Source organism: Lacticaseibacillus pantheris DSM 15945 = JCM 12539 = NBRC 106106 (assembly GCF_001311175.1).
In the GTDB taxonomy this organism is placed as follows: domain Bacteria; phylum Bacillota; class Bacilli; order Lactobacillales; family Lactobacillaceae; genus Lacticaseibacillus; species Lacticaseibacillus pantheris.
In genome coordinates this window covers 38926-58613 of the sequence record NZ_BBAI01000014.1, presented here as the reverse complement: position 1 = coordinate 58613, position 19688 = coordinate 38926, and the positions used below count along the sequence as shown (strand labels likewise).

18 protein-coding genes and 2 pseudogenes are annotated in these 19688 nt (G+C 53.8%); 12 read left to right on the top strand and 8 right to left on the bottom strand.

Going from position 1 to position 19688, the window contains the following annotated elements; genetic code table 11:
• The 9 genes and pseudogenes from JCM12539_RS13995 to JCM12539_RS15130 form a co-directional block, all read left to right on the top strand.
• Positions 1–186, top strand: a 186-nt coding sequence (locus tag JCM12539_RS13995; protein ID WP_225350271.1) for a hypothetical protein, incomplete at its 5' end; no start/stop codon positions are given.
• A gap of 237 nt (positions 187–423) precedes the next feature.
• Positions 424–1446 (top strand): acyltransferase family protein, encoded by a 1023-nt coding sequence (locus JCM12539_RS06290; protein ID WP_225350270.1) that lies wholly within the window; start codon positions 424–426, stop codon positions 1444–1446.
• A 14-nt stretch (positions 1447–1460) separates the two neighbouring features.
• On the top strand, positions 1461–1655 hold the full coding sequence (locus tag JCM12539_RS13990; protein ID WP_225350269.1) for a hypothetical protein: 195 nt from the start codon (positions 1461–1463) through the stop codon (positions 1653–1655).
• Positions 1648–2064, top strand: coding sequence for an AMP-binding protein (locus JCM12539_RS13985; protein WP_225350268.1), 417 nt, complete (start codon positions 1648–1650; stop codon positions 2062–2064). The genes JCM12539_RS13990 and JCM12539_RS13985 overlap by 8 nt, the downstream gene beginning before the upstream one ends.
• Entirely contained in the window at positions 2051–3184 is a 1134-nt protein-coding gene (locus tag JCM12539_RS06285) for an AMP-binding protein (protein ID WP_225350267.1), read from the top strand. The genes JCM12539_RS13985 and JCM12539_RS06285 overlap by 14 nt, the downstream gene beginning before the upstream one ends.
• Before the next feature lie 145 nt (positions 3185–3329).
• Complete coding sequence (locus JCM12539_RS06280) at positions 3330–4307, top strand: aliphatic sulfonate ABC transporter substrate-binding protein (protein WP_054650087.1); 978 nt, start codon at positions 3330–3332, stop codon at positions 4305–4307.
• A gap of 1292 nt (positions 4308–5599) precedes the next feature.
• Complete coding sequence (locus JCM12539_RS14645) at positions 5600–6658, top strand: GGDEF domain-containing protein (protein ID WP_054650084.1); 1059 nt, start codon at positions 5600–5602, stop codon at positions 6656–6658.
• Positions 6562–6771: a hypothetical protein gene (locus tag JCM12539_RS15135; protein ID WP_369396075.1), complete on the top strand. Its 210-nt coding sequence runs from the start codon at positions 6562–6564 to the stop codon at positions 6769–6771. Before JCM12539_RS14645 ends, JCM12539_RS15135 begins: the two co-directional genes overlap by 97 nt.
• Positions 6772–6877: 106 nt before the next feature.
• Positions 6878–7819: pseudogene (locus tag JCM12539_RS15130) on the top strand (aliphatic sulfonate ABC transporter substrate-binding protein).
• Positions 7820–7879: 60 nt separating this feature from the next.
• Here the strand turns inward: JCM12539_RS15130 and JCM12539_RS06260 are convergent.
• On the bottom strand, positions 7880–8545 hold the full coding sequence (locus tag JCM12539_RS06260) for an EAL domain-containing protein (protein WP_054650082.1): 666 nt from the start codon (positions 8543–8545) through the stop codon (positions 7880–7882).
• A 968-nt stretch (positions 8546–9513) separates the two neighbouring features.
• Here JCM12539_RS06260 and JCM12539_RS06255 point away from each other — a divergent pair.
• A complete protein-coding gene (locus JCM12539_RS06255) occupies positions 9514–10203 on the top strand; it encodes an N-acetylmannosamine-6-phosphate 2-epimerase (RefSeq protein WP_054650080.1) in 690 nt (229 codons plus the stop codon).
• A 161-nt stretch (positions 10204–10364) separates the two neighbouring features.
• A complete protein-coding gene (locus JCM12539_RS06250) occupies positions 10365–10568 on the top strand; it encodes a hypothetical protein (RefSeq protein ID WP_054650078.1) in 204 nt (67 codons plus the stop codon).
• A 57-nt stretch (positions 10569–10625) separates the two neighbouring features.
• Here JCM12539_RS06250 and JCM12539_RS06245 read toward each other — a convergent pair whose 3' ends face one another.
• The 7 genes and pseudogenes from JCM12539_RS06245 to JCM12539_RS06210 form a co-directional block, all read right to left on the bottom strand.
• Entirely contained in the window at positions 10626–11177 is a 552-nt protein-coding gene (locus JCM12539_RS06245) for an alcohol dehydrogenase (protein ID WP_225350264.1), read from the bottom strand.
• 396 nt (positions 11178–11573) lie between these two features.
• Positions 11574–12062 carry an AP2 domain-containing protein gene (locus JCM12539_RS06235; RefSeq protein ID WP_054650074.1) on the bottom strand — a complete coding sequence of 163 codons (489 nt, stop codon included), beginning with the start codon at positions 12060–12062 and terminating at the stop codon, positions 11574–11576.
• 445 nt (positions 12063–12507) lie between these two features.
• Positions 12508–12993, bottom strand: a complete 486-nt coding sequence (locus JCM12539_RS06230; protein WP_054650072.1) for an S-ribosylhomocysteine lyase — start codon at positions 12991–12993, stop codon at positions 12508–12510.
• Between the two features lie 105 nt (positions 12994–13098).
• Entirely contained in the window at positions 13099–14538 is a 1440-nt protein-coding gene (locus JCM12539_RS06225) for a PH domain-containing protein (RefSeq protein WP_162204054.1), read from the bottom strand.
• A 66-nt stretch (positions 14539–14604) separates the two neighbouring features.
• The gene (locus JCM12539_RS06220) at positions 14605–15078 is read right to left on the bottom strand and encodes a PH domain-containing protein (RefSeq protein WP_054650068.1); all 474 of its coding nucleotides are present in this window, start codon (positions 15076–15078) and stop codon (positions 14605–14607) included.
• Between the two features lie 522 nt (positions 15079–15600).
• Positions 15601–17097 (bottom strand): glycosyltransferase, encoded by a 1497-nt coding sequence (locus JCM12539_RS06215; RefSeq protein ID WP_054650066.1) that lies wholly within the window; start codon positions 17095–17097, stop codon positions 15601–15603.
• Positions 17098–18697: pseudogene (locus tag JCM12539_RS06210) on the bottom strand (glycosyltransferase family 4 protein).
• Positions 18698–19202: 505 nt separating this feature from the next.
• On the opposite strand from JCM12539_RS06210, the gene JCM12539_RS06205 reads away from it, so the two are divergent.
• Entirely contained in the window at positions 19203–19679 is a 477-nt protein-coding gene (locus tag JCM12539_RS06205) for a hypothetical protein (protein WP_061777618.1), read from the top strand.
• Positions 19680–19688: the final 9 nt, after the last annotated feature.

The following is a 19688-nucleotide window of genomic DNA, read 5'->3' as shown; positions in this document are numbered from 1 at the left end:
CTAGACCGGCCGGTGGGTTTCCGGACGGGCTTGGAATCGCGGCGGAAACCCGCCCGCACTTGGCGGGTTGGAGCCTTCGCCCTAGCTGTGGTTACCGCGGAGTGCCCCACGAAAGCCGCAGCTCACCGGGTCGACCGACGCTGCCGCCACACCACTACCGTAGCAATCACGGCGCAGGGCGCGTAAGCCGCAACCCCCGCCCGCATGTTCGAACCGCACAACCCGTTTTTTTTCGGATGAAGGTCAAAGTTTCGCCACATTTTCAGAATAGAATATATAATTGATAATTGTTGGACTACTATCTGCGGTCGTAACGGCCGTCACGACGGTACTCCGCAACTTTGAAACACCCAACCAGCTGGTCACACACACCTGCACGTACCGGCTGCGTCAAACAACTTAAATCAGTAACTTTGGGAGGTATTGAGGTGGCGAATTCAGCGGTACAATCAACCAGCCAGCCCCAGAAGAAGAAAAAAACGGGTCTACCTGTACGAGGTGGACCTGATGCGTGTCATCTTTATTTTCGGGGTTCTGGCGAACCACGCAACGAGTGCGGTGACAACACCCATGACGGCCGAATCAGCGCCATGGTACATCATGTTGGGCACCCACTTAATCCTGCACTTTACCCGGATGGGCTTTATGTTCGTCAGCGGACTGGTACTATTTCTGGGTCATTACAACAAGAACCGCAACTGGCCACAGTTTTGGTACAAGCGCTACAAGGGATCCGGCATCCCCTACCTGTTCTGGAACGGTGTGTTCATATTAGGAACCGCATGGGTAACGGGTGCCGCCATGACCCCCGGCACCTGGTTCCACCAGTGGATTGACGCCGTCCTGCACGCCAACCAATTTTATATGTATTACTTACTGGTCATGTTCCAACTCTACCTCATCTTCCCGATTCTGGTGTGGTTCTTCCACAAGTTGGGCTCGCTCCGCAACCACATGATTCTGCTAATCCTATCCGGGACGGTGCAACTCGCCTTCCTGTTTTGGACCAAGTACGTCTTCCCCAACGTGAGCCACGCCGGTTGGCCGTACATGTTCGCCAACTACGGTAACTTCATCGGTTCCTACCAGTTTTACTTCATCGCCGGCGCGTTCACGGCCATCCACTACAAGACGGTGGTCGCCTTCCTACAAAGTCACGCAAAGTGGATCTACAGCATCACCGCCGTTCTGGCCGTGGGCACCTTTGGGCTCTTCTACTTCAACATGTTCATCCTGAAACTCAGCCGCCACTACGTCGAACTGATTCACCAGCCGTACCTGGGCGTTTACTCCAGTTTCATGGTGGTGACAACGTTCATGCTGTCGCTGGAGTACGCAAAACGACGTATACGGCCAAGCTGGCAGTGGTTTAGCAACTTTGTCGGTCTCTCCTCCAAGATCAGCTTCGGCGTCTACCTCCTGCAAACGGTCGCCCTGACCGCCTAGCGGGAATCCTCGACGTGCTGAAACTGTCGGATTGGGAACTCATCGCCGCCATTCCGTTCGCATACATCTTTGCCCTCGGGAGCACCTGGCTGCTGTCGTACTTCTGCTACAAAGTACCACCGTTTGGCATCCTGATTGGGCGCCCAAACTTCTCGTTTAAACAAACCTACCGTAAGCTTTTTGGAAAAGAGGCTACCGCCAATGACTAATTTAACCAACGAACTTGCCAGTCACCTCCAGGCCAACCTGGACCGCGCCATCGTCAAGGATGAGGTCACCGACACCTGGTTCACCGGGCAAGACCTGCAGCACGACATCGCCATCCTGACCACCGCCCTGCGCGCCGCCAACGTCGGTCGTGACGACGTGGTGTTCATGAGCCTCGACAACTCGCCCGTCTACGTGCCCATTAACCACGCGCTCTGGCAGATGGGCGCCACCGCCCACCCCGTCGCGCCGACTACGGGCCACGCGGAGTTGGTCAACGACTTTGAGGAGGCCCAATACGCTGCCGTGCTTCTCGACCCGGACCGCTGGGGCATTCAAAGGTGCGCCTGGTGCCGCCGCGACGCACATTACCGATCTGCGGATGTTCCCCGACCTCGTGCTGATTCGTAACGTCCACCACACCGTGCCGGCCAGCCAGGAGGCACCCACCGACACGACTTTGGGTATGATTCTCAACACCTCCGGCACAACCGGCAAGCCTAAGCGGGTGGGGCTGAACCACTACATGATGTGGAAAGCCGCGCACAACGACCTGGAAAGTCACCAGATGACACGGGCTGACACCGTGTTGATCGTGATGCCGATGTTCCACATTAACGCACAGGAAGTCATCATGCTGTCGACGTTCCTGTCTGATGGGCGGATTGTCGTCGCGCCCAAGTTTTCCGCCCGCAGCTTTTGGCCGGAAGTCTTGAATAACGACGTGACCTGGACGTCCGTCGTGCCAACTATCGTCACCATTCTCTTGCAAAATGAGAACGCGCTCCGTGCTTACCGTCCGGAACACAAGCTCCGGTTTGTGCGCTGTGCGTCCGCCATGCTGACGGTGAACCGCCACCAGGCCTTTGTCGACAAGTTTAACGTGCCCATCCTGGAAGGTTACGGGATGACCGAGGCCACGAGCCAGTGCACGCTTAACCCCATCGGTGCCGTTAAGATGGGCTCCGCTGGCAAGCCATACAAAACCGACGTGGCCATCGTGGAGGGTGACCACTTCACAACCGCAGCCGGCGTTCACGGTCAGATTGTTATTCACGGCGACCACGTCATTACGGATTACCTGGACCGCAAACCTGACGAATTCATGGACGGCTGGCTGCTCACCGGCGACCTCGGCTACTTTGATACCGATGGCTACCTGTGGCTCGAGGGCCGCGCCAAGTACGTCATCAACCGGGGCGGCGAGAAGGTCAGCCCGACCAAAGTCGAGAACACGCTGTACGACCTCGACTTTGTCCGCGCCTGTGCGGTAGTCGGAGTCAAAGACGCGGTGTACGGTCAGGCCGTAGCGGCTGCCATTAACGACGGCAGCGACGACCCCGCGGTGCACGAGCAACACCGCCAGGCCATTCTCAACTACACGGCGGCGCACCTAGCTAAGTTCGAGCGGCCCACCCAAATCTACTTTGTGGATAGCTTTCCAAAGAACCCGACCGGCAAGATTATGCGGCCCAAATTGGCGGCCCAACTGGAAGCACTGGCGACACCAAGCCACCCCGGCGTTCAGTAGCACGCTTCAGCACGCGTACCGGTTACGCGTGACTGTACATATTAATTGCAAACCACTTGGGGAGGTGGTGCCCGCACCAACAGAATTAACGTTATCCACGATTCGTTCCGCACCACGTTGTTATTATTCATCGTAATTGGAGGAAATGAACATGCAAAAGCATACCTGGAAGCGCGTCCTGTGGGGCGTCTTTCTGGTCGTGGTTGTAGTATTTGCCATCTGGGGGTACAAGACTTCAACGAGCGACAACAGCAGTAGCAGTGACTCGCTACAAACCGTCACCATTGGTTACCAAGCAGGTGACCCTATCTCCATAGCCAAGGCGCGTGGGGAGTTGAAGAAGAAGATGAAGGCCAAGGGTTACAAAGTGGTCTTCAAGGAGTTCCAGAACGGGGCTGCAGAAATGCAGGCCATGAAGTCTGGCTCCATTGATTATGCACGTGTGGGTGATACGCCACCGATTACGTCCATCGCCCAGGGCACAAAGATTACCCTGGTGGCCGCCGGTTCGTCCAAAGCCAACGGTAGCGGCTTACTGGTGGGCAAAAACTCGGGTATTAACAGTCTGTCCGACCTGAAGGGTAAAACCATCGCCTACACGAGCAACACCAGTTCGCAATACATGATTCTGAAGGTGCTACAAAAGGCCGGCTTGTCCACTAGCGACGTAACGCTGAAGGACATGAGCCAGGCCGACGCCGGGGTCGCCTTTGCTAAGGGCAAGATTGACGCGTGGGCCAACTGGGACCCGTACACCGCACAAGCCCAGGTGAAGTATGACGCCAAAATGTTGATTAACGGAGCCACCCTTGACGTCAACAACCGTGACTTCCTGATTTCCGGTTCGTACGCTAACCAGCACAAGACGGTTTCCAAGCTACTGGTCAAGTACCTTGGCCAGGATATGGCTTGGGCTAACAACCACAAATCACAGCTGGTGACGATGATGGCCAAGGAACTCAGCCTGAGCAAAACCATCGTGAAAAAGATGGTTGATCGCCGTAGCTACAGTCTGGGGTCTGTTACCACCACGGAACTCAAGGAAGAACAAAGTATCGCAGACCTGTTCTATGATGAAGGCATCACCAAGAAGCAGGTGACCATCAAAGTGAATAACAACTAGCACGCAAAGATGGCCGCGCTTCCCGCTTGTTGGGAGGCGCGGCCATTGTGGTTTGGTTTTGGTTGACTGGGACCGGGGGTGTGGGGTTGCTCCGTCAGGCTGGCGGGGAGTAGTGACCGCTTCTGGGGCGAAGGCTCCAACCCGCCAAGTACGGGCGTGTTTCCGCCGCGATTCGGAACCTGCCCGAAAACCCGCCGGTCAGTTTCCGAACTCGTCGCGCAGTACGTCACCTGCGGTTCGTACTGCGGCAAGCCCTCGGTAGCGGTCACTACTCCCCACCCACCTGACTACACAACCCCACACCCCCGGTTCCAGACAACCACCGTTACGGTCCCTGCTAATCAACTCAATACATACCAACAGAGTACACACATTTAACACAGCTCGAGCCCGGATTAGTGTTTCCCCGCCACTTCGGCTCTTTCCCGGCTGACAACCAACCAGTAAGCTCGTGCAGTCAATATGACCAGCATGACGAATGCCACCACTGTTGCTATTTTAGTAGCTTCGTAACTACGCCAATACGCCGTCACGAAATTTAGGCCGAACACCCAGGCGCACAGTGAAAGGAAACACATCCTGACCCAACGCCCACGCCACGCTTGATCAAACAGCATGTAGAATGCATATGCCCCTGCACGCCAATAAACGCTAGGGCCTCAAAGCTAGGCTCGTTGGGCGGAATGGGTCCGTAACGCACAGCGAAATATAGAGGTAAGTAGCCTAAAAAGTATAATGCCATCCGTTTGTATCGCATAACCCATCCCCCAAAACATCTCAGCACGACTAGCAATTACCAGAAGCATACAGTAGGGCTTGACCATTAGTAATCATTACATCAGTGATGATTACCGATAGTTGGCTTAGGTTTTGTCTGAATATAGAAGTACAAATTATGCAGGACAACTATCTTGTTGACGGTTATTGCCGGTCTGCTGCCCGGCCCCGGGGTGCGGGGTTATGTAGCCAAGTGGGTGGGGCATCGGCGACCGCTACCGGGGGCTTGCCGCAGTAGTCGACGGAGTCGGCGTACTGCGCGACGAATTCAGAGACTGGCCGGTGGGCTTCCGGGTAGCTCTGAATCGCACCGGAAACCCGCCCGCATTTGGCGGGTTGGAGGTTTCGCCCTAGTAGCGGTCGCCGATGCCCCGCCCACTTGGTGGAGTAACCCCACACTCCGAGGCCGGACAGCAGACCACCACCGTCAAACAAAATAGTTATGGATGTCGGAAAGATGATACAATTCCTATTAGAAGTAACCACGGCATTAAAGATTTTTGGGGGAATCATCCATGGTGGAACTAGCTGGTCGCTTTGTGACCTTTATTACCAACAGTTTGGTACTCGTCGGCTACGTGTTCGTCTATAACTGGCTGACGAATCGCCAATACCGGCCCAACCAATCGGAACGGCAAAGGTACATACTAGACCTCTACATGGTCGGCCTGACCACCGCCTTTTTGGTACTCTTCCACACCGCCTCCGTCATTTCCATCATCCAGTCCCATAACGGCGTCGGCTTTGGCTGGACGTACATCAACTTCCAAATTGCGACCGTCCTGTACGCGCTACTACGTTCTCGCCGTCCCGCCATCTTCACCAGTATTGTGGTCCTCCTACTAATCTGGTTCTGGTGGATTCCGCACACATCCAATTGGCTGGTTTACTATGCCGCCAGCATGGTGCTCGTCGCCGCCGCCCAATGGTATAGCCCCACTATCAACCGCCGCGCGTGGTACTACTTTCCCTTTGCCATCGCCTTTGACCTACCGTTCTTTGCCACCAACTACATGTCCCTTGGCGGCATTAACGTCGGTTGGCTGTGGCAATGGGCAACCAGCATTGTCCTGTTCATCGTCATTTGGCTGCTGCAAACCCGCATGGATGCTTCCCGCCGCCGTCAACAACGCCTCCTGCATGACGCGCGGATCGACGAGTTGACCAAAGTGCACAACTTCCGTGTCTTCAACGAGGACCTGCTGGCCGCCTACGATGAGTGTCAGCAAAGTGGCACATACTACGCGGTCTACGCGCTCGATGTGGACCACTTCAAAGAGGTGAACGATCGCTATGGTCACTTGGTGGGCAACCGGGTCCTCCAAACCGTCGCGGCAGAACTACAACGCCTGACCAAAACCATCGAATTTCCGGCGCAAGTGTATCGCACCGGCGGCGAGGAGTTTAGCTTCCTTATCACGGGCCCCCATCCAGACTTCAAGAAGCTTGCGCCATATGCCAGTCCATTCACGACCATCTGTGCGCCCTCACCTTTGACAGCGACCAGGGACCGTTCAGCATCACCGTCTCGCTCGGCCAGGACCGGTCCGATACCACCGACCGCAACTACCTAGAGGCATACAGGCGCGCGGACCAGTACCTGTACAACTCCAAGCGTAACGGCCGCAATTCCATCACGGTGGCGGGAGTGCTCATCAGCGACGGCCAACCACTCGCTGGAGCGTGATGCTATGCGGTTATGCGCGGTATTGATATAATCAATTAATAACAGCAACTCCAGTAGTTATAAATGAGGGTATAATTTATGCAAAAAAATTTGGCACCGCACGTTCATGACGGCGTTCTTACTGTTCGTCATCGGCTTTGCCTTTTGGGGCTGGACACTCACCAGGAGCGATGGTAAAAGCGGCACGCTGGAAACCATCACCATCGGGTACCAGGCTGGAGACCCCGTTGACGTCGCGCGGATTCACGGCAAATTCAAGAAGAACATGAAGGCCGCCGGGTATAAGGTCGTCTTTAAAGAATTCCAGAACGGTGCCGCCGAAATGGAGGCCATGAGTTCGGGCACCATCGATTACGCCCGCGTTGGTGACACGCCACCTGTTTCCGCCATCGCTCAAGGTCATACCATCACCTTGGTTGCAGCGGGTTCCTCTAAGGCCAACGGTAGCGGAATTGTGGTCGGCAAAAAAATCGGGCATTACGAACATTAAGCAACTCAAGGGCAAAACCATTGCGTACACGTCTAACACTAGCTCACAATACATGGTGCTCAAAGCCATCAAGCAGGCCGGTCTCTCCACGAACGACGTTAAGCTGAAGGACATGGCCCAGTCTGCGGCCTCCGTCGCCTTTGCCAAAGGAAAAATTGCTGCGTGGGCCAACTGGGATCCTTACACCGCGCAGGCCGAAGTTAATTACGGCGCAAACATGATTGTGAACGGCGCCAAGCTGGACGTGAACAACCGTGACTACCTCATTTCCAGCTCCTACGCGCAGGAGCATACCGACGTGAATAAGCTGGTCGTGAAGTACCTGGGCGAGGAGATGGATTGGGCCAACGGTCACAAATCCAAACTCATTACGCTCATGGTAAAGGCCCTCAAGCTGAAACGAACCATCGTTGCCAAGATGGTCAATCGCCGTAGTTACGCCATGGAGCCGTCACCACGGCCGAAATCAAGGAAGAGCAGGCCATCGCTAACCTCTTCTACGAGCAGGGCGTCACGAAGAAGCAAATTACCATCAAGAAGGTTAATAACAGTAAGTAACCGTATACGTAGAAAAACGGCCGTGGTCATCCTGCTAACAGGGATAACCACGGCCGTTAATTATTCGTGAAAATCACGCGGCTCGTGCGGGCGGGAAAAGTAATACCCCTGCCCTCGCGTAATGTGGAAGCGGTGGGCTAACTCCACGTCCTCGGAGTTCTCGATACCCTCAAAGGTGAACAGCATCTGTTGCTTCTCCGCTTGATCGAACCAAAATTTCAGTGCGGCGATACTCTCTTCCGATGGCCGTTCGCCGTATTTGCGCATATTCTGTAGCGCAAACTTAATGGTATTGACGTAGGGTAGCAGGTCCTCAATTTCCTGAAATTGGTTGTCAGAACCCACATCGTCAATTGCGAGGAGAATACCCGCACTACGGTAACCAGCGCTCATGGTTTGGAGCACCTCTAGGTCCGGGCTATCGACCAACTCCACGGTTAACTGTCGCGGGGCCAACTTTGTCCTGACGAATTCGCTGAGTTGCTCCATCATGTGAACGTCGTTAAACTGGGCCCGCGTTAGGTTCACCGACACGTGATGATTATCCAGCTGGCTCACCGCCTCATCAAGTAATTGCACCACAACGCTCGGCGCAAGCTCAAAGTTGGACGGAATACGCCACGCGGAACGTTCCTCGTCCCACTCGCGTAACAGCAATTCGTACAATATTACGCGCTTCGTGGCGATATTCTCGATGGGTTGAGCAAAGTATGTATAGCGCGTCATTGGCGGTTGTACCGGTCCTCATACATTTTCTAATGGTTTCATTATGACACTAACTTTCCAGACTTGCACCTATTACACCCCGTTATTCAGCGAACTTCGTTTTCTCACGCAACTGGCTAACCCTCACCCCAAACAAAACGTCGTGTACCGCGGCAGCACACGACGCTATTGGGGATTAGGGGTCACCTGCCTTATTGGGGGAAAGCAGGTACAAATATAGCGTAACTGCCCGCCATCAATTAAGCTAGTGCCACTAACCAGTGCAGCCCGACACTACGCGCTTTAGTTCCACAATTATTTTGGCTCGCTGGCAAAAACCGGGAATCTATGTTGCAATTTACGCAAAATTCGACATTGGCCTAGGTGGCGGCTATGGGTGGCTATGGTGCCGTGGAGTGCTGCGAACTTATGGACCGCTACTAACGGCGAATCCTCAAACAGTGGTCGCCACTCCGGTTCGAGTGTCTCCGCACCACGTAGCACCTTGACCGGTCATAACCATACTTGCAAACAAATTTAGGAATGGGTTGACCTACACCCATCACCGTCATCCTACAGAAGTTACTCCCAGTTATGTTTACATAGCCCTATCACAGCCAAATTTCGGATGGCAGAGCACCAATGACAGCACTGTAACCGTACTGACGAGAATAGTGAGAACTATACCGGTCACTAGTTCAACTGGAAAAAAAACACAATCATCGTATCAGGAAGTTTGAGGTCTTAGCCGACGAACTATCGGGAACCCGCGGGTGGGCTTACACCTCCCACACTTTCAGCTAGTAGTGGTAACCATGGAGCGCCCCACGTAAGCCGTAGCTCCCCGGCCCAACCAACGCTGCCGGCCCCCACACATTTCGCTCTGTAAGGGTTTACTGTAACCGCTATATTAGGTATGCTGGAGGTATCATAATTGGTCTGGACCGTTAGCAGCGGTCACCCAGACCAGCAGACGGAGGTATTCAAACGTGAAATTTGCAGATTTTAACGCGGCTGTTGGTGGCCGCCTCATCGTTTCGTGTCAGGCACTGCCGGACGAGCCGTTATACACGCCAGCGGGTGGCGTCATGCCGTTACTCGCCCGGGCAGCGCAACAGGGTGGCGCCGCAGGTATCCGGGCCAACACGGTGCGGGACATTCGGGAGATTCAGGCCGAAGTAGACTTGCCCATTATCGGCATCATTAAACGCGATTACCCGCCGGAAGAACCGTACATCACCGCCACCATGCGCGAAGTTGACGAGTTAATGGCAACCAACGTCGCAGTGATTGCACTCGACTGTACGGACCGCCCCCGGCACGACGGCCAGTCCGTCATCGACTTTGTGCACGCTATCAAGGCAAAGTATCCGGATCAACTCCTGATGGCCGACATCGCCACCTACGCGGAAGGCGTGGCCGCTCACGATGCGGGTGTTGATTACGTTGGTACCACGCTGTGCGGCTACACGGCTGCCAGCAAAGGCACCCCGGTTCCACCGTTCGACCTCGTTCGGCGGCTAGCGAATGCGGGCATCCCCACAATTGCTGAAGGTCACGTCCAGCAACCCGAACAGGCCAAGCAAATGCTGGCAGCCGGGGCCCTAACCGTAGTCGTTGGCGGTGCCATCACTCGCCCTAAGGAAATTACGGCACGCTTCGTTGCTGGCATGCAATAGTACGCGTGACTAATGCCACACGTGGCCTTAATTAGTTGCACTCCCCTAACTGATTGCGTTAGAATGAAAAACGGATGGTTGAAAGCGCATTCTTTGCAGTCAAGCAAAGATATACGCCTATCTAGTTGCGCAACGCGGGTCTTCATGTGGGGTGACTAAAAATGAACATGCACGCGTGGGCTTTCATCACGCTCGGACTGCTAGGACTGTGCCTGATGGTGGTAGGCATCTACCAAATCGTGGCGGGACTCACCAACTTCATTGCGCTGGGGTTTCTCAACGCGGGCTTTGGGCTCATCGCGGTGGCCGTTGGCATTGCCTTCCTCATGGTGGCAGTCAACGGTGGTGCCGCCGGGCGTCGGTAGTGAATGTAAAAAGGTGTGGCGAAAATTTCGCCACACCTTTTGCGTTTTATTGTTAAATTACTTACCCACAGCGACTGCTTGGTTAGTCCGCAACGAGCGGGTTTGCCGCCGTGCCATCTTCACCATTTGTGCCTGGCGTGCCTTGTTCAGCTTTTCGGAGCCAATGTACCGCTCTTCCGCCGCGAATCGGGCACCACAAGCAGCCTCAAAGCTATGGAACTGATGGTTCAACACGAGGTGCCCTTCATACATCATCCGGGCAACCCACTTGGACGACTGCTTATCAAAGCTGACGCCGACCACGCCACTGCTATTAGTGCTACGCAAAACGGTCATGCCATCCACGTGCGCCTTCTCACTGATGTGGTGCTTAACCATCTGTGCGCGGGTCTTTTCCTGCGTCATGATGTTTTTGCGCGATACTTCCGCGCGGTAGCAACCACAACTTTGCGTCTGGCCTTTACGTAGGCGGTAGCCATCGACCACCACCTCGTTACCGCATTCGCAGCGGCACAGCCAGTTTGCGTTACCATTCAATGGGTTACGGCTAGCATATTCGAGCACGGTTAAACGCCCAAACTGCTGCCCAGTTAAATCAATCCTTGTCAATAAACTCACTCCCGTTTGTTATTACTATCATTACCTTGCGGCCGACGCAGCCCCCAAGCTCCGCCAAAACAACCGACTAACAACCAGCAATGCCCAATCCCCCCAGACTGGTTCACTACCTTGAACTAATTATGCCACGGTCAGCCCGTGTTTTCCACCACTTCCCGGCCTATGTTACGACCAAATAACATTAACGCGGCCAAAGAAGCCCATAACCACGCATTTGCCCGCCCTATACAAAAATCGCTAAAAAAAACATCCGCAATTGCGCATCCGTCACTATCCTTGATCACACACTGTTGGTCAAAGTAAAAACCAGTCATCACACCACCAACGGTAGTGTCACAACCGGTCTTTTATGTGCTTTACTGATAGAACCATCTGTACCCACCGCAGTTAACCAATAGCCTGCTCTAGGCTTTCACCCTGTGTGCGTCCAAGGTATTCTGTCTCCGCCGCCAAGCGTGCCCGGCGTGCTACGTTAAAATCTTTAGACCGCTGGTTCAGCACCAACCGGCCTTTGTACATCATGCGCGCAACCCACATGTCAGTTTTCTTGTCGTAACAAACCCCGACTACCCCACTACGATTACTACGGCGGCGCGTCATCATAATCCCGAGACGGATATCCTCAGTGCAGTTTTTGGTCTGCATTTGGGCCCGCGTAGCTTCATTGTGCATGATGCTTTCGCGCGCAGTCTCGGACCGCAAGCAGCCGCAGCTACGGGTCATGCCTTTGCGTAACCGGTAACCATCAACCACTACTTGCCGGCCGCACGTACATTGGCAAAGCCACTGTGCGTTGCCCGTGTGGGAATCATTGCCGGCATAGCTTAGGACCGTCAGCCGCGTAAAGGTGCGTCCAGTCATGTCTACTCGCTTCATATTGGTCATCCTTTCAATCACAGCAAGCTATCTCTACCGTGACCTACTCCCCAAAGACGTGCAGTCAGACGTTGGTATACTCACGGCCCCCACCGTGCTGGCTCGAATTTATCCGGCGATAACCAACGTTCGCCTGTGTTATATAGTGAATGCGGTACGCGAAAAACACAACGTGCCTGATCCACCGGGCATCATCCCATTGAGCGGGGGTGGTACGCCACGCCATCCACCATTTAATGGACGACTGTTGCCTTTGTTAACTCTAATGATAACACTTGTTGCCCATAATTGGTGTAATTTTTGCACAAAATCGTCATTTATCTTGTGGGCTGACCATTAGTTTCCAGTAGCCCTATTTTGACGGGCCTGCACCAGACTAATTAAGCGCAAAGAAAAAGCCGGTCCGTCATATTTACGCACCGGCTTTGCCCTCAAAATGTAGACATTAAATGACGTTCCGTTCAAACGGGTCGTCAGAGATACCTTCGGCCAAAATCTTCTTGGACCATTCCTTTGCGGAGAACAGACTGTGATCGCGATAGTTACCACAGCTCTTAATATCCGTACCGGGTACATCTTCCCACTTGATGTCGTTTGCAATTTGTTCCAGGGAACCCTTCAGCGCCTGTACCACCTCAGTGGTTGTGTGCTGGCCCCAGGTAATCAGGTGGAAGCCGGTGCGGCAGCCGAACGGCGAGCAGTCAATCACACCGTCCATGCGGTCCCGCAGCAAGCCAGCCAGGAGGTGCTCGATGGTGTGCAGGCCGGCCGTCGGAATGGCGTTCGCGTTTGGCTGAACTAGACGCAGGTCAAAGTTACTGATCTGGTCGCCTTTGCTCCCCGTTTCCACCGTAATCAGGCGCACGTATGGTGCCTTTACGGCCGTATGGTCCAACTCAAAACTCTCTACTTTAGTCTGTGGCTTTGTCATAAATCAAAAGCTTCCTTTCCTGCCCCGAATAGCTCCGGGATTTCGTTGACCGTCTCTTGGTACGGCGAATCACTGACACCATTCTACCGCCAATGGCTGGCAATGTCATGGTGCAGTCGTAGCGACATCCACAACGTTGTCGCCCAAATACCACTGGTAAATGGCCTCCCCAACTGCCAAGGGTACGTAGCGTAAGTCGACTTCGTACTCGCCATCGCCGCGGCGCAGACTTACCTGGACGTGCGCCAAACCGGTACGGACCATCCACCACGACTGGCGCACCGTCAAAGATTGTACCCGGTCGCGCGGGGACACCAATAATTCACGCTCAAACCAGCGTCCCGTCTGTAGGTAGATGAAACGCCCCGCAGTGACGTAACCCCGCCGCGTGGCCGCATATCGTCCCTGTAGTCCGCCCCAAACAAGCAACAATAAGGACAGCCACCCCCACGGACGTAGCCAGATTATACATGGGATCACGGCGATTACTGGTAAAATCAGCGCATTCCGAATTAATGCCCAGTAGCCCGTCATCACCGGGGTAACTGCGGGTATGCGGTCCGGTAACCAGCTCACGTACCGCGTCAGCTGTTCCCAAACATGGTCCTGGTGCACCAGCGGGTAGATGACCATATCCTTATCGTCCTCTTTGCTCGCCACGTTCGACGCCAAAATCACCTGCGCCGTCCCAACACTCAACCATTGGCGAATAATGTTCTGTTTATACCGCACCGCCTGAATCCGCTTGGCGGTGGCCGTAACCGTGTTCGTTTGCAGCAAGCCTTTGCGTGACTGGAGTCGGCGACCGTCAAAGTCGAGCGTGAAACCCCAATAGCGAATGAGAATACGGACAAACTCGGTCATGACGCCCAGCCCAATTATAACCACCAGCAGAACAACAATACTAATCGCGGGCAAGTGCATCAAGAGATTCGCCAACCAATCCTCCACACCGGGAATCCACTCGCTCACACGTGACCAAACGGCCAGTAGCAAGAAGATTAGCGGGATAAAGCCCAGTGACGTAATACCGAAAATCAGCAGGTCTTCGTTGGGTAGGCGGTAGGTTGTCGATGCTACGGTAGCGTTGTCCGTCGCTATATCCGTATCGCTGTCCATACCTGCCACCGGCGTAGTTTGCGCACCAGGAGCGGCGGCACGGGCGGCCTGCTGTCGCCGTTCAATTTCGGTGCCCACCGATGCGTGAACCAGGGTCAGAACCACCTCGCCATGACCACTGCCACGGGCAGCAGTCTCGATCTGCACCTTTTCCAATCCCAGTGGCTTCAGGAAAAACCACTGTAAATGTTGCACCGTCTGAATACGCGCGTATGTCACGTGCAGGTGTTGGCGCCGCAATACACCACGATTAAGCGTCACACCCTTATCCGTTAGTTCGTATGTAGTCATTACGTACGGGAGCACCACCAGCAACAGCGTGATGCCAATCACACCCAATATGATTAGTACTAGCCAGTGCGCCATGTCTTGTAAAATCGCATTACGTCCGCCGTTATCGGTCGCAATATCCACAAAAATAATCACAGCCAGCATCCAAAAAAAATTTGGATGGCATTCACCAACATTGACAGTGGGTGTAAATGTCGTGGTTTAGAGGTCATTATCCTGCACCTCCATCGCGCGGGCCATGATTAACTCCCGCAGGCGCGTGGCCACAGCCGTTTGGACGCCCTCAATATCATGCGTGGTTGCCGCCGTGGCAATGACCACCTGTTCAAGGTGTTGCCACTGCATGAGCGGACCGGCCTTGAGCGTCACGTTCTGAATGCGGGCGATGGGAATCGCAATCCGGTTACGAAAGATAAAGCCGGATTGAATTTCCACTGCGTTATCCGTAATCACGTACTCTGAGAATCGATAGCGGTAGGGGACCAGCGCCAATTCCACAATGAACTCAACGATGGTGAGCCCCAATGCCACCCAGACTAACCAAAACGGCCAGTTCCATAACCAATTGGCCACCCCCAAACCCACGGTAATGAGCACACCCATACAAAGTGACCCTACGGCACTCAGCGCCCAGATACGCTTGATTTGTACCGGCAATTGTTGCGTTGTTTGCATTGCTCTTCCCCCACCGTCGCGGTTCTCGCCGCTGCTTGACCCCATAGTTTCTGCATTTAATAGTTAACGATTTTGTCCAAAGTATATCACGGATGGTACCGTTCACAAAGAAGATAAGACCAGTAATTTCGCCGACTATAAATAACGAAACGTTTTATATCTACGTCTGTAATCGATTTAAGTAATTAAATACAAAGAAATGTATTTGGCGGAATCGGTACCCAATCCAAACTGGTGCCAGCTAGGTTTGCTTGGCCACCAACTATTGCTGCCTAAATGGCAATTAACCTCAACATGGTTCCGTACACCTCGGTTGAGACAAAAAAAGCATGGTCACCATCCAAAATTGAACGGTGACCGTGCTTTTAATACAGTTAAGCTGTTCCTTTCCCAGACTTTTACTTCAGTCTAGGGGACGTTAATCGTACCCGGTTTATCGGGTCACACCACCACGCTAAATAGATGCTCACACCCACAAATAAGCTTTCTGCTTGTGGACCGGTTAAATCAAAGCCCAATGAGCTATTTCAGCGCTTCCCGCCACTTGCCCATGGCCCGGCTGTACGTCATTTCCGTAGCCCAAGCGGTCGCAGCGGTACTCTTGGCCTGCCAGTCCTGTTGGTCCGTCAGTAGTTTGACGACCTTGGCCGCCATCTGCTTAGTCGCATTATCCGGAACCACGTAGCCATTGTCGCCGCTGCGCACTAGGTTAGCGGCACCATACGGTACGTTATACGTGACCACCGGCACCCCGTAGGCCATCGCCTCGACCAGGTTCATACCAAAGCTCTCCGCACTGGATGTCTGCACGATGACATCGGCTGCGGCGTAAACTGCGTCGAGATCCTGACGACTCAGGTAAGCGCCCAGAGTCACGTTGTCCTTTAGTCCCAGCTTGGTTATTTGGTTATTCAGGTTGGTCAACGTCTCGTTATCCGGGGCGTACCCGTAAAAATTCAGCTGCGCCGCGGGTACCTTTTGCACCACTTGGGCCATCATTTGCAACGCCTGCTCGGGCCGCTTGTCGGGACCAAACCGCCCTACGAAGACAACGGTCGGCTTGGCCGCCTTTTGGTGGTCATGCGTGGCCGCAACCGCGGTGTCAGGAGCTACCCGCACCGTCATGTGCGGATAGCGCTGCTGCAACTCCTGCTGCTGCTCTGGAGTCGCGACAAAGACGCCATCAAAGTCGTCAGCACGGTCCTGCAGTAACGTCCGGTACACGTTCAGTACGTGACCCCGACCCGGGGCAGCGGGCTTGTCGGTGTGCACACCGTGTAAGTACCCCCACTTTGCTTTGGCTCCCTGGACGTCAGCCACCACGTAGTCCAGCGTGTGGCGGTCGCTGATAATGGTCGCATCCCCATCCGTACTAATCAGCTCGTTCAGGAAGAACAGGAATAACTGGTCCTCCGTGTTAAACTGGTACTTGCGGCCCTTGTAGTTGAGCAGCTGCCACATGGACGGGGCCAGTTGGCCGTTCACATTCATCCACAATTCTTCCAGTACCGGGTGGCCCTGCAGGTCAAAGTAGGTCCGGGACGCGACGCTACCATCGGGGTGGAAGTAATCACGCGATGATTTGAAGCCCCGCCAATCCCAATTTTCACGGGCGACAATGTTACCACGGATATCGCGACTTTCCACGTCCATGGTTAGCCCCACCGTTGCGGGCAAAACATTGATGCGGCCGACCTCACGCCCCGCGTGCTTAATGACGGAATAGTTCGCACTCACGCCATCAACGTGATACTTATCGAGCGGTACTTCCGGCAGTAGCCGTAAATTTTGTTCGCGACGCTCGACGTCGAGGGTTCCCTGAAAAAAATCGTACATATTAATGGACTCTGCTGGCGTCAAACCAATATTAGCCAAATCGCGGTTCAGGAACCGGTTGTAGTTGCGGGAAACGTAGTAAGCCCGCTCCCCCTCGGCGTTAAACATGTTGGTACGCCGAGCCGCAGCGTGTTCGGTGCCAGAATTGAGGCCAAAGACATTTTCGGTAATGAAGTAATACATCTAGTTATCCCCCTTTGCCGGTACGGTGGTCATACGTGCCGCGGCCAACTTTGCGGGCCAAATCGCGTCCGCGTCATCAATGAGCGCACGCCAGGCCTGCCACACGTTGGCCTCCGAGTAGCGTTCCGCCGAATCATATGCGGCCGTGCTGTACTGCTGGGCCAAATCGGATTTTGCAGAATCTCGATTACTGCCTGGGCAAAGGCATCGATGTCACCGTACGGCACGACCCGTCCGTTCACGTGGTCCTCCGTGATTTCATTAGGGCCATAATTGACGTCGTAGGTCACGGGAATCAGGCCGTGGGCAATGGCCTCCATGATGGCTAAGTTGAAGCCCTCCATGTTTGAGGTCAGACCGTACAACATGCCGTCATTTTCAGCCGTATCGACGTCCGTGGTGTAACCCTTGAACGTCACCGCATCCCCCAAATCGTGCTCATCAATCACCTTTTGCACGGCGCGTTTAGCCGCATAATTGTTGCTGTTATCGGCATAACCGTACAGATCCAGCGTGGCTTCCGGCACGGCGTCATGCACTTGTGCAAAGGCCTGGGTTAATTGATCCAGTTGCTTTTCAGGGGCAATCCGGGCAAAGACGACCATTTTACCAAAGGCCCGCTTCGTTTCCGGTACCCGCGGGGCGTTGATTAGCCGGTCCGGTACCACCCCAACAGGAATGGTAAACAGTTTCGCGGTCGGGTGGTACCGCTTGTCAACGTCGGCGCTTTGCTTGTGGGTCGACGAAACAATCGCGTCATAACCATTGATGGCGTTGAGCGTAAACTCGTAGTTGTTGTTAACAATCGGGGCCATGGGGTCCTGACCACTAGCGTGCGCGTTGTGCAGGTGGTTCACGGTGTACGCCGGTCGGTCTAGGTGCAAGAGCCCCCAGTCGGCGACGTGTCCCCGGTCGAGCACGAACACGTTCGGGTGCTCCTGGGACCAGTACTCCGCATTCAGGTCGTTAAGAAACTGCAAAGTCAGTTCCTCAATCGTGTCGAACATGTATACCTTACCGTCATTGCGGTCGGTGAGCCGCCAACCGTGGGGGCCAGTTCACCGGTGTTATCCGTACGGTAGAACTTCTCCACCACGGGTACGCCGTTAACATCCAGCCACGCCTCGGTACCAATTTTATTATCCGGCGTGTACCACTGCTCCAACGTTCTAAAACCACGCGTGTCGTAATAGTCAACGCGATAAAGGTTACCAAAGCCGTCGAAGAGTTCGGTGGAGGTTACCACCTGATCGTCACCGGTAAAGTTAACGCGGGCCACCAACTGATTATTCGCGTTATAGACCAAGAAGCGGTTAGCCTCCTGGTCAGCGTGCGTATTGAGTACGCCAAAGTCCAAGCCTGCCAAATGCACCGGCTGCTCCGGAACCACCATCGCGTTTTGAAAGTACTCGAACATATTAATTAACTGGGAGTCGGGCACACCCGCGGCTCGCGTTACGGGGTGTAGTTTAGGATCCCAATCACGGACCACCAACCGGTAGTCCTCATTATGGTCATTAAACAACTCAATTCGCTTCAACTGGGCGAACTCAATCCCAGATTTATTTGCCTGCATAATGCTGTTAATGAAAAATATCACTTCAACAACCCCTAACTTTGGCCTTTTTATGTTGTTAATGTCTTAAACCTATTCTAGCTCATCCGCCAACATCCGCATACACACATTCCTAAGTCTGTTACAGATAACCGTCGGCCGACCAGTGAGTATAAAAGTATACATTTATACCATTAATCGTACAGCCTTTTATATACCGACAGGTCTGAGTGTCGTTATTTTGTGTGCCAACTTGCACGTAGTATAACATTATTTAGTAAAGAACTATTGCTAAAATAGTGGCCAAACGGTGAATTTATTGCGTACAATTAGGCCTGTTTTGTCCCGTTACGTATCCACAAAACATTTGCATAGCGCCGTTCTAAAAGCTTTGGTTTCATAACTACATCCTTTACGTATCAGAACCATAACCAACTTAAACCGGACTTTTCTATTTGAATTGTCTGGTGACCTAAAGTTATTCTATTTGTATAATGCGGGTGTGGTTGGGTAATTGTATGTCGTTAGCAAAAAGTGAGGTGTAGATACCATGAGAATCGACTTAACCGGACGGCGGTTTGGCCGTCTACGTGTATTAAAGCCCGCAGGTCACGCTAAAAACGGTAACGCGCTTTGGCTTTGTCAGTGCGACTGCGGCAACTCAACGGTGGCAGACAGCTACCGTTTGCGTCACGGCATGACCCGCAGCTGTGGCTGTTTGCGTCAGGAATCATCACGCACGTCTTCGCAACATAACGCCGCCTTTCTGCAACAACAACACAACCACGGCAAGTACCTTTTCAACGAAGAAGGTGTCCCGCTATGCTCCATTAAGATGGGCAAACGAAACACTTCCGGGCACATTGGCGTTCACTTCAACCGCCAAAGTAACCAGTGGTTTGCACGCCTGATGGTCAACGGCCACTACGTTTTACTCAAAGCATTTTCAACCTACGAAGATGCCGTTGCTGCACGTGAGGCGGCAGAGGAGCAATACCTACGTCCCCGCCAAGTAGAGGTGGGTTAATTTGTGGCT

What these genes read in the sequence shown, in the direction of transcription:
- JCM12539_RS13985 (WP_225350268.1), top strand. Translation starts at nt 1,648, where the DNA reads ATGACTAATTTAACCAACGAACTTGCCAGTCACCTCCAGGCCAACCTG.
- JCM12539_RS06280 (WP_054650087.1), top strand. Translation starts at nt 3,330, where the DNA reads ATGAACATGCAAAAGCATACCTGGAAGCGCGTCCTGTGGGGCGTCTTT.
- JCM12539_RS14645 (WP_054650084.1), top strand. Translation starts at nt 5,600, where the DNA reads ATGGTGGAACTAGCTGGTCGCTTTGTGACCTTTATTACCAACAGTTTG.
- JCM12539_RS06260 (WP_054650082.1), bottom strand. Translation starts at nt 8,545, where the DNA reads ATGACGCGCTATACATACTTTGCTCAACCCATCGAGAATATCGCCACG.
- JCM12539_RS06250 (WP_054650078.1), top strand. Translation starts at nt 10,365, where the DNA reads ATGAACATGCACGCGTGGGCTTTCATCACGCTCGGACTGCTAGGACTG.
- JCM12539_RS06235 (WP_054650074.1), bottom strand. Translation starts at nt 12,062, where the DNA reads ATGAAGCGAGTAGACATGACTGGACGCACCTTTACGCGGCTGACGGTC.
- JCM12539_RS06230 (WP_054650072.1), bottom strand. Translation starts at nt 12,993, where the DNA reads ATGACAAAGCCACAGACTAAAGTAGAGAGTTTTGAGTTGGACCATACG.
- JCM12539_RS06220 (WP_054650068.1), bottom strand. Translation starts at nt 15,078, where the DNA reads ATGCAAACAACGCAACAATTGCCGGTACAAATCAAGCGTATCTGGGCG.
- JCM12539_RS06215 (WP_054650066.1), bottom strand. Translation starts at nt 17,097, where the DNA reads ATGTATTACTTCATTACCGAAAATGTCTTTGGCCTCAATTCTGGCACC.
- JCM12539_RS06205 (WP_061777618.1), top strand. Translation starts at nt 19,203, where the DNA reads ATGAGAATCGACTTAACCGGACGGCGGTTTGGCCGTCTACGTGTATTA.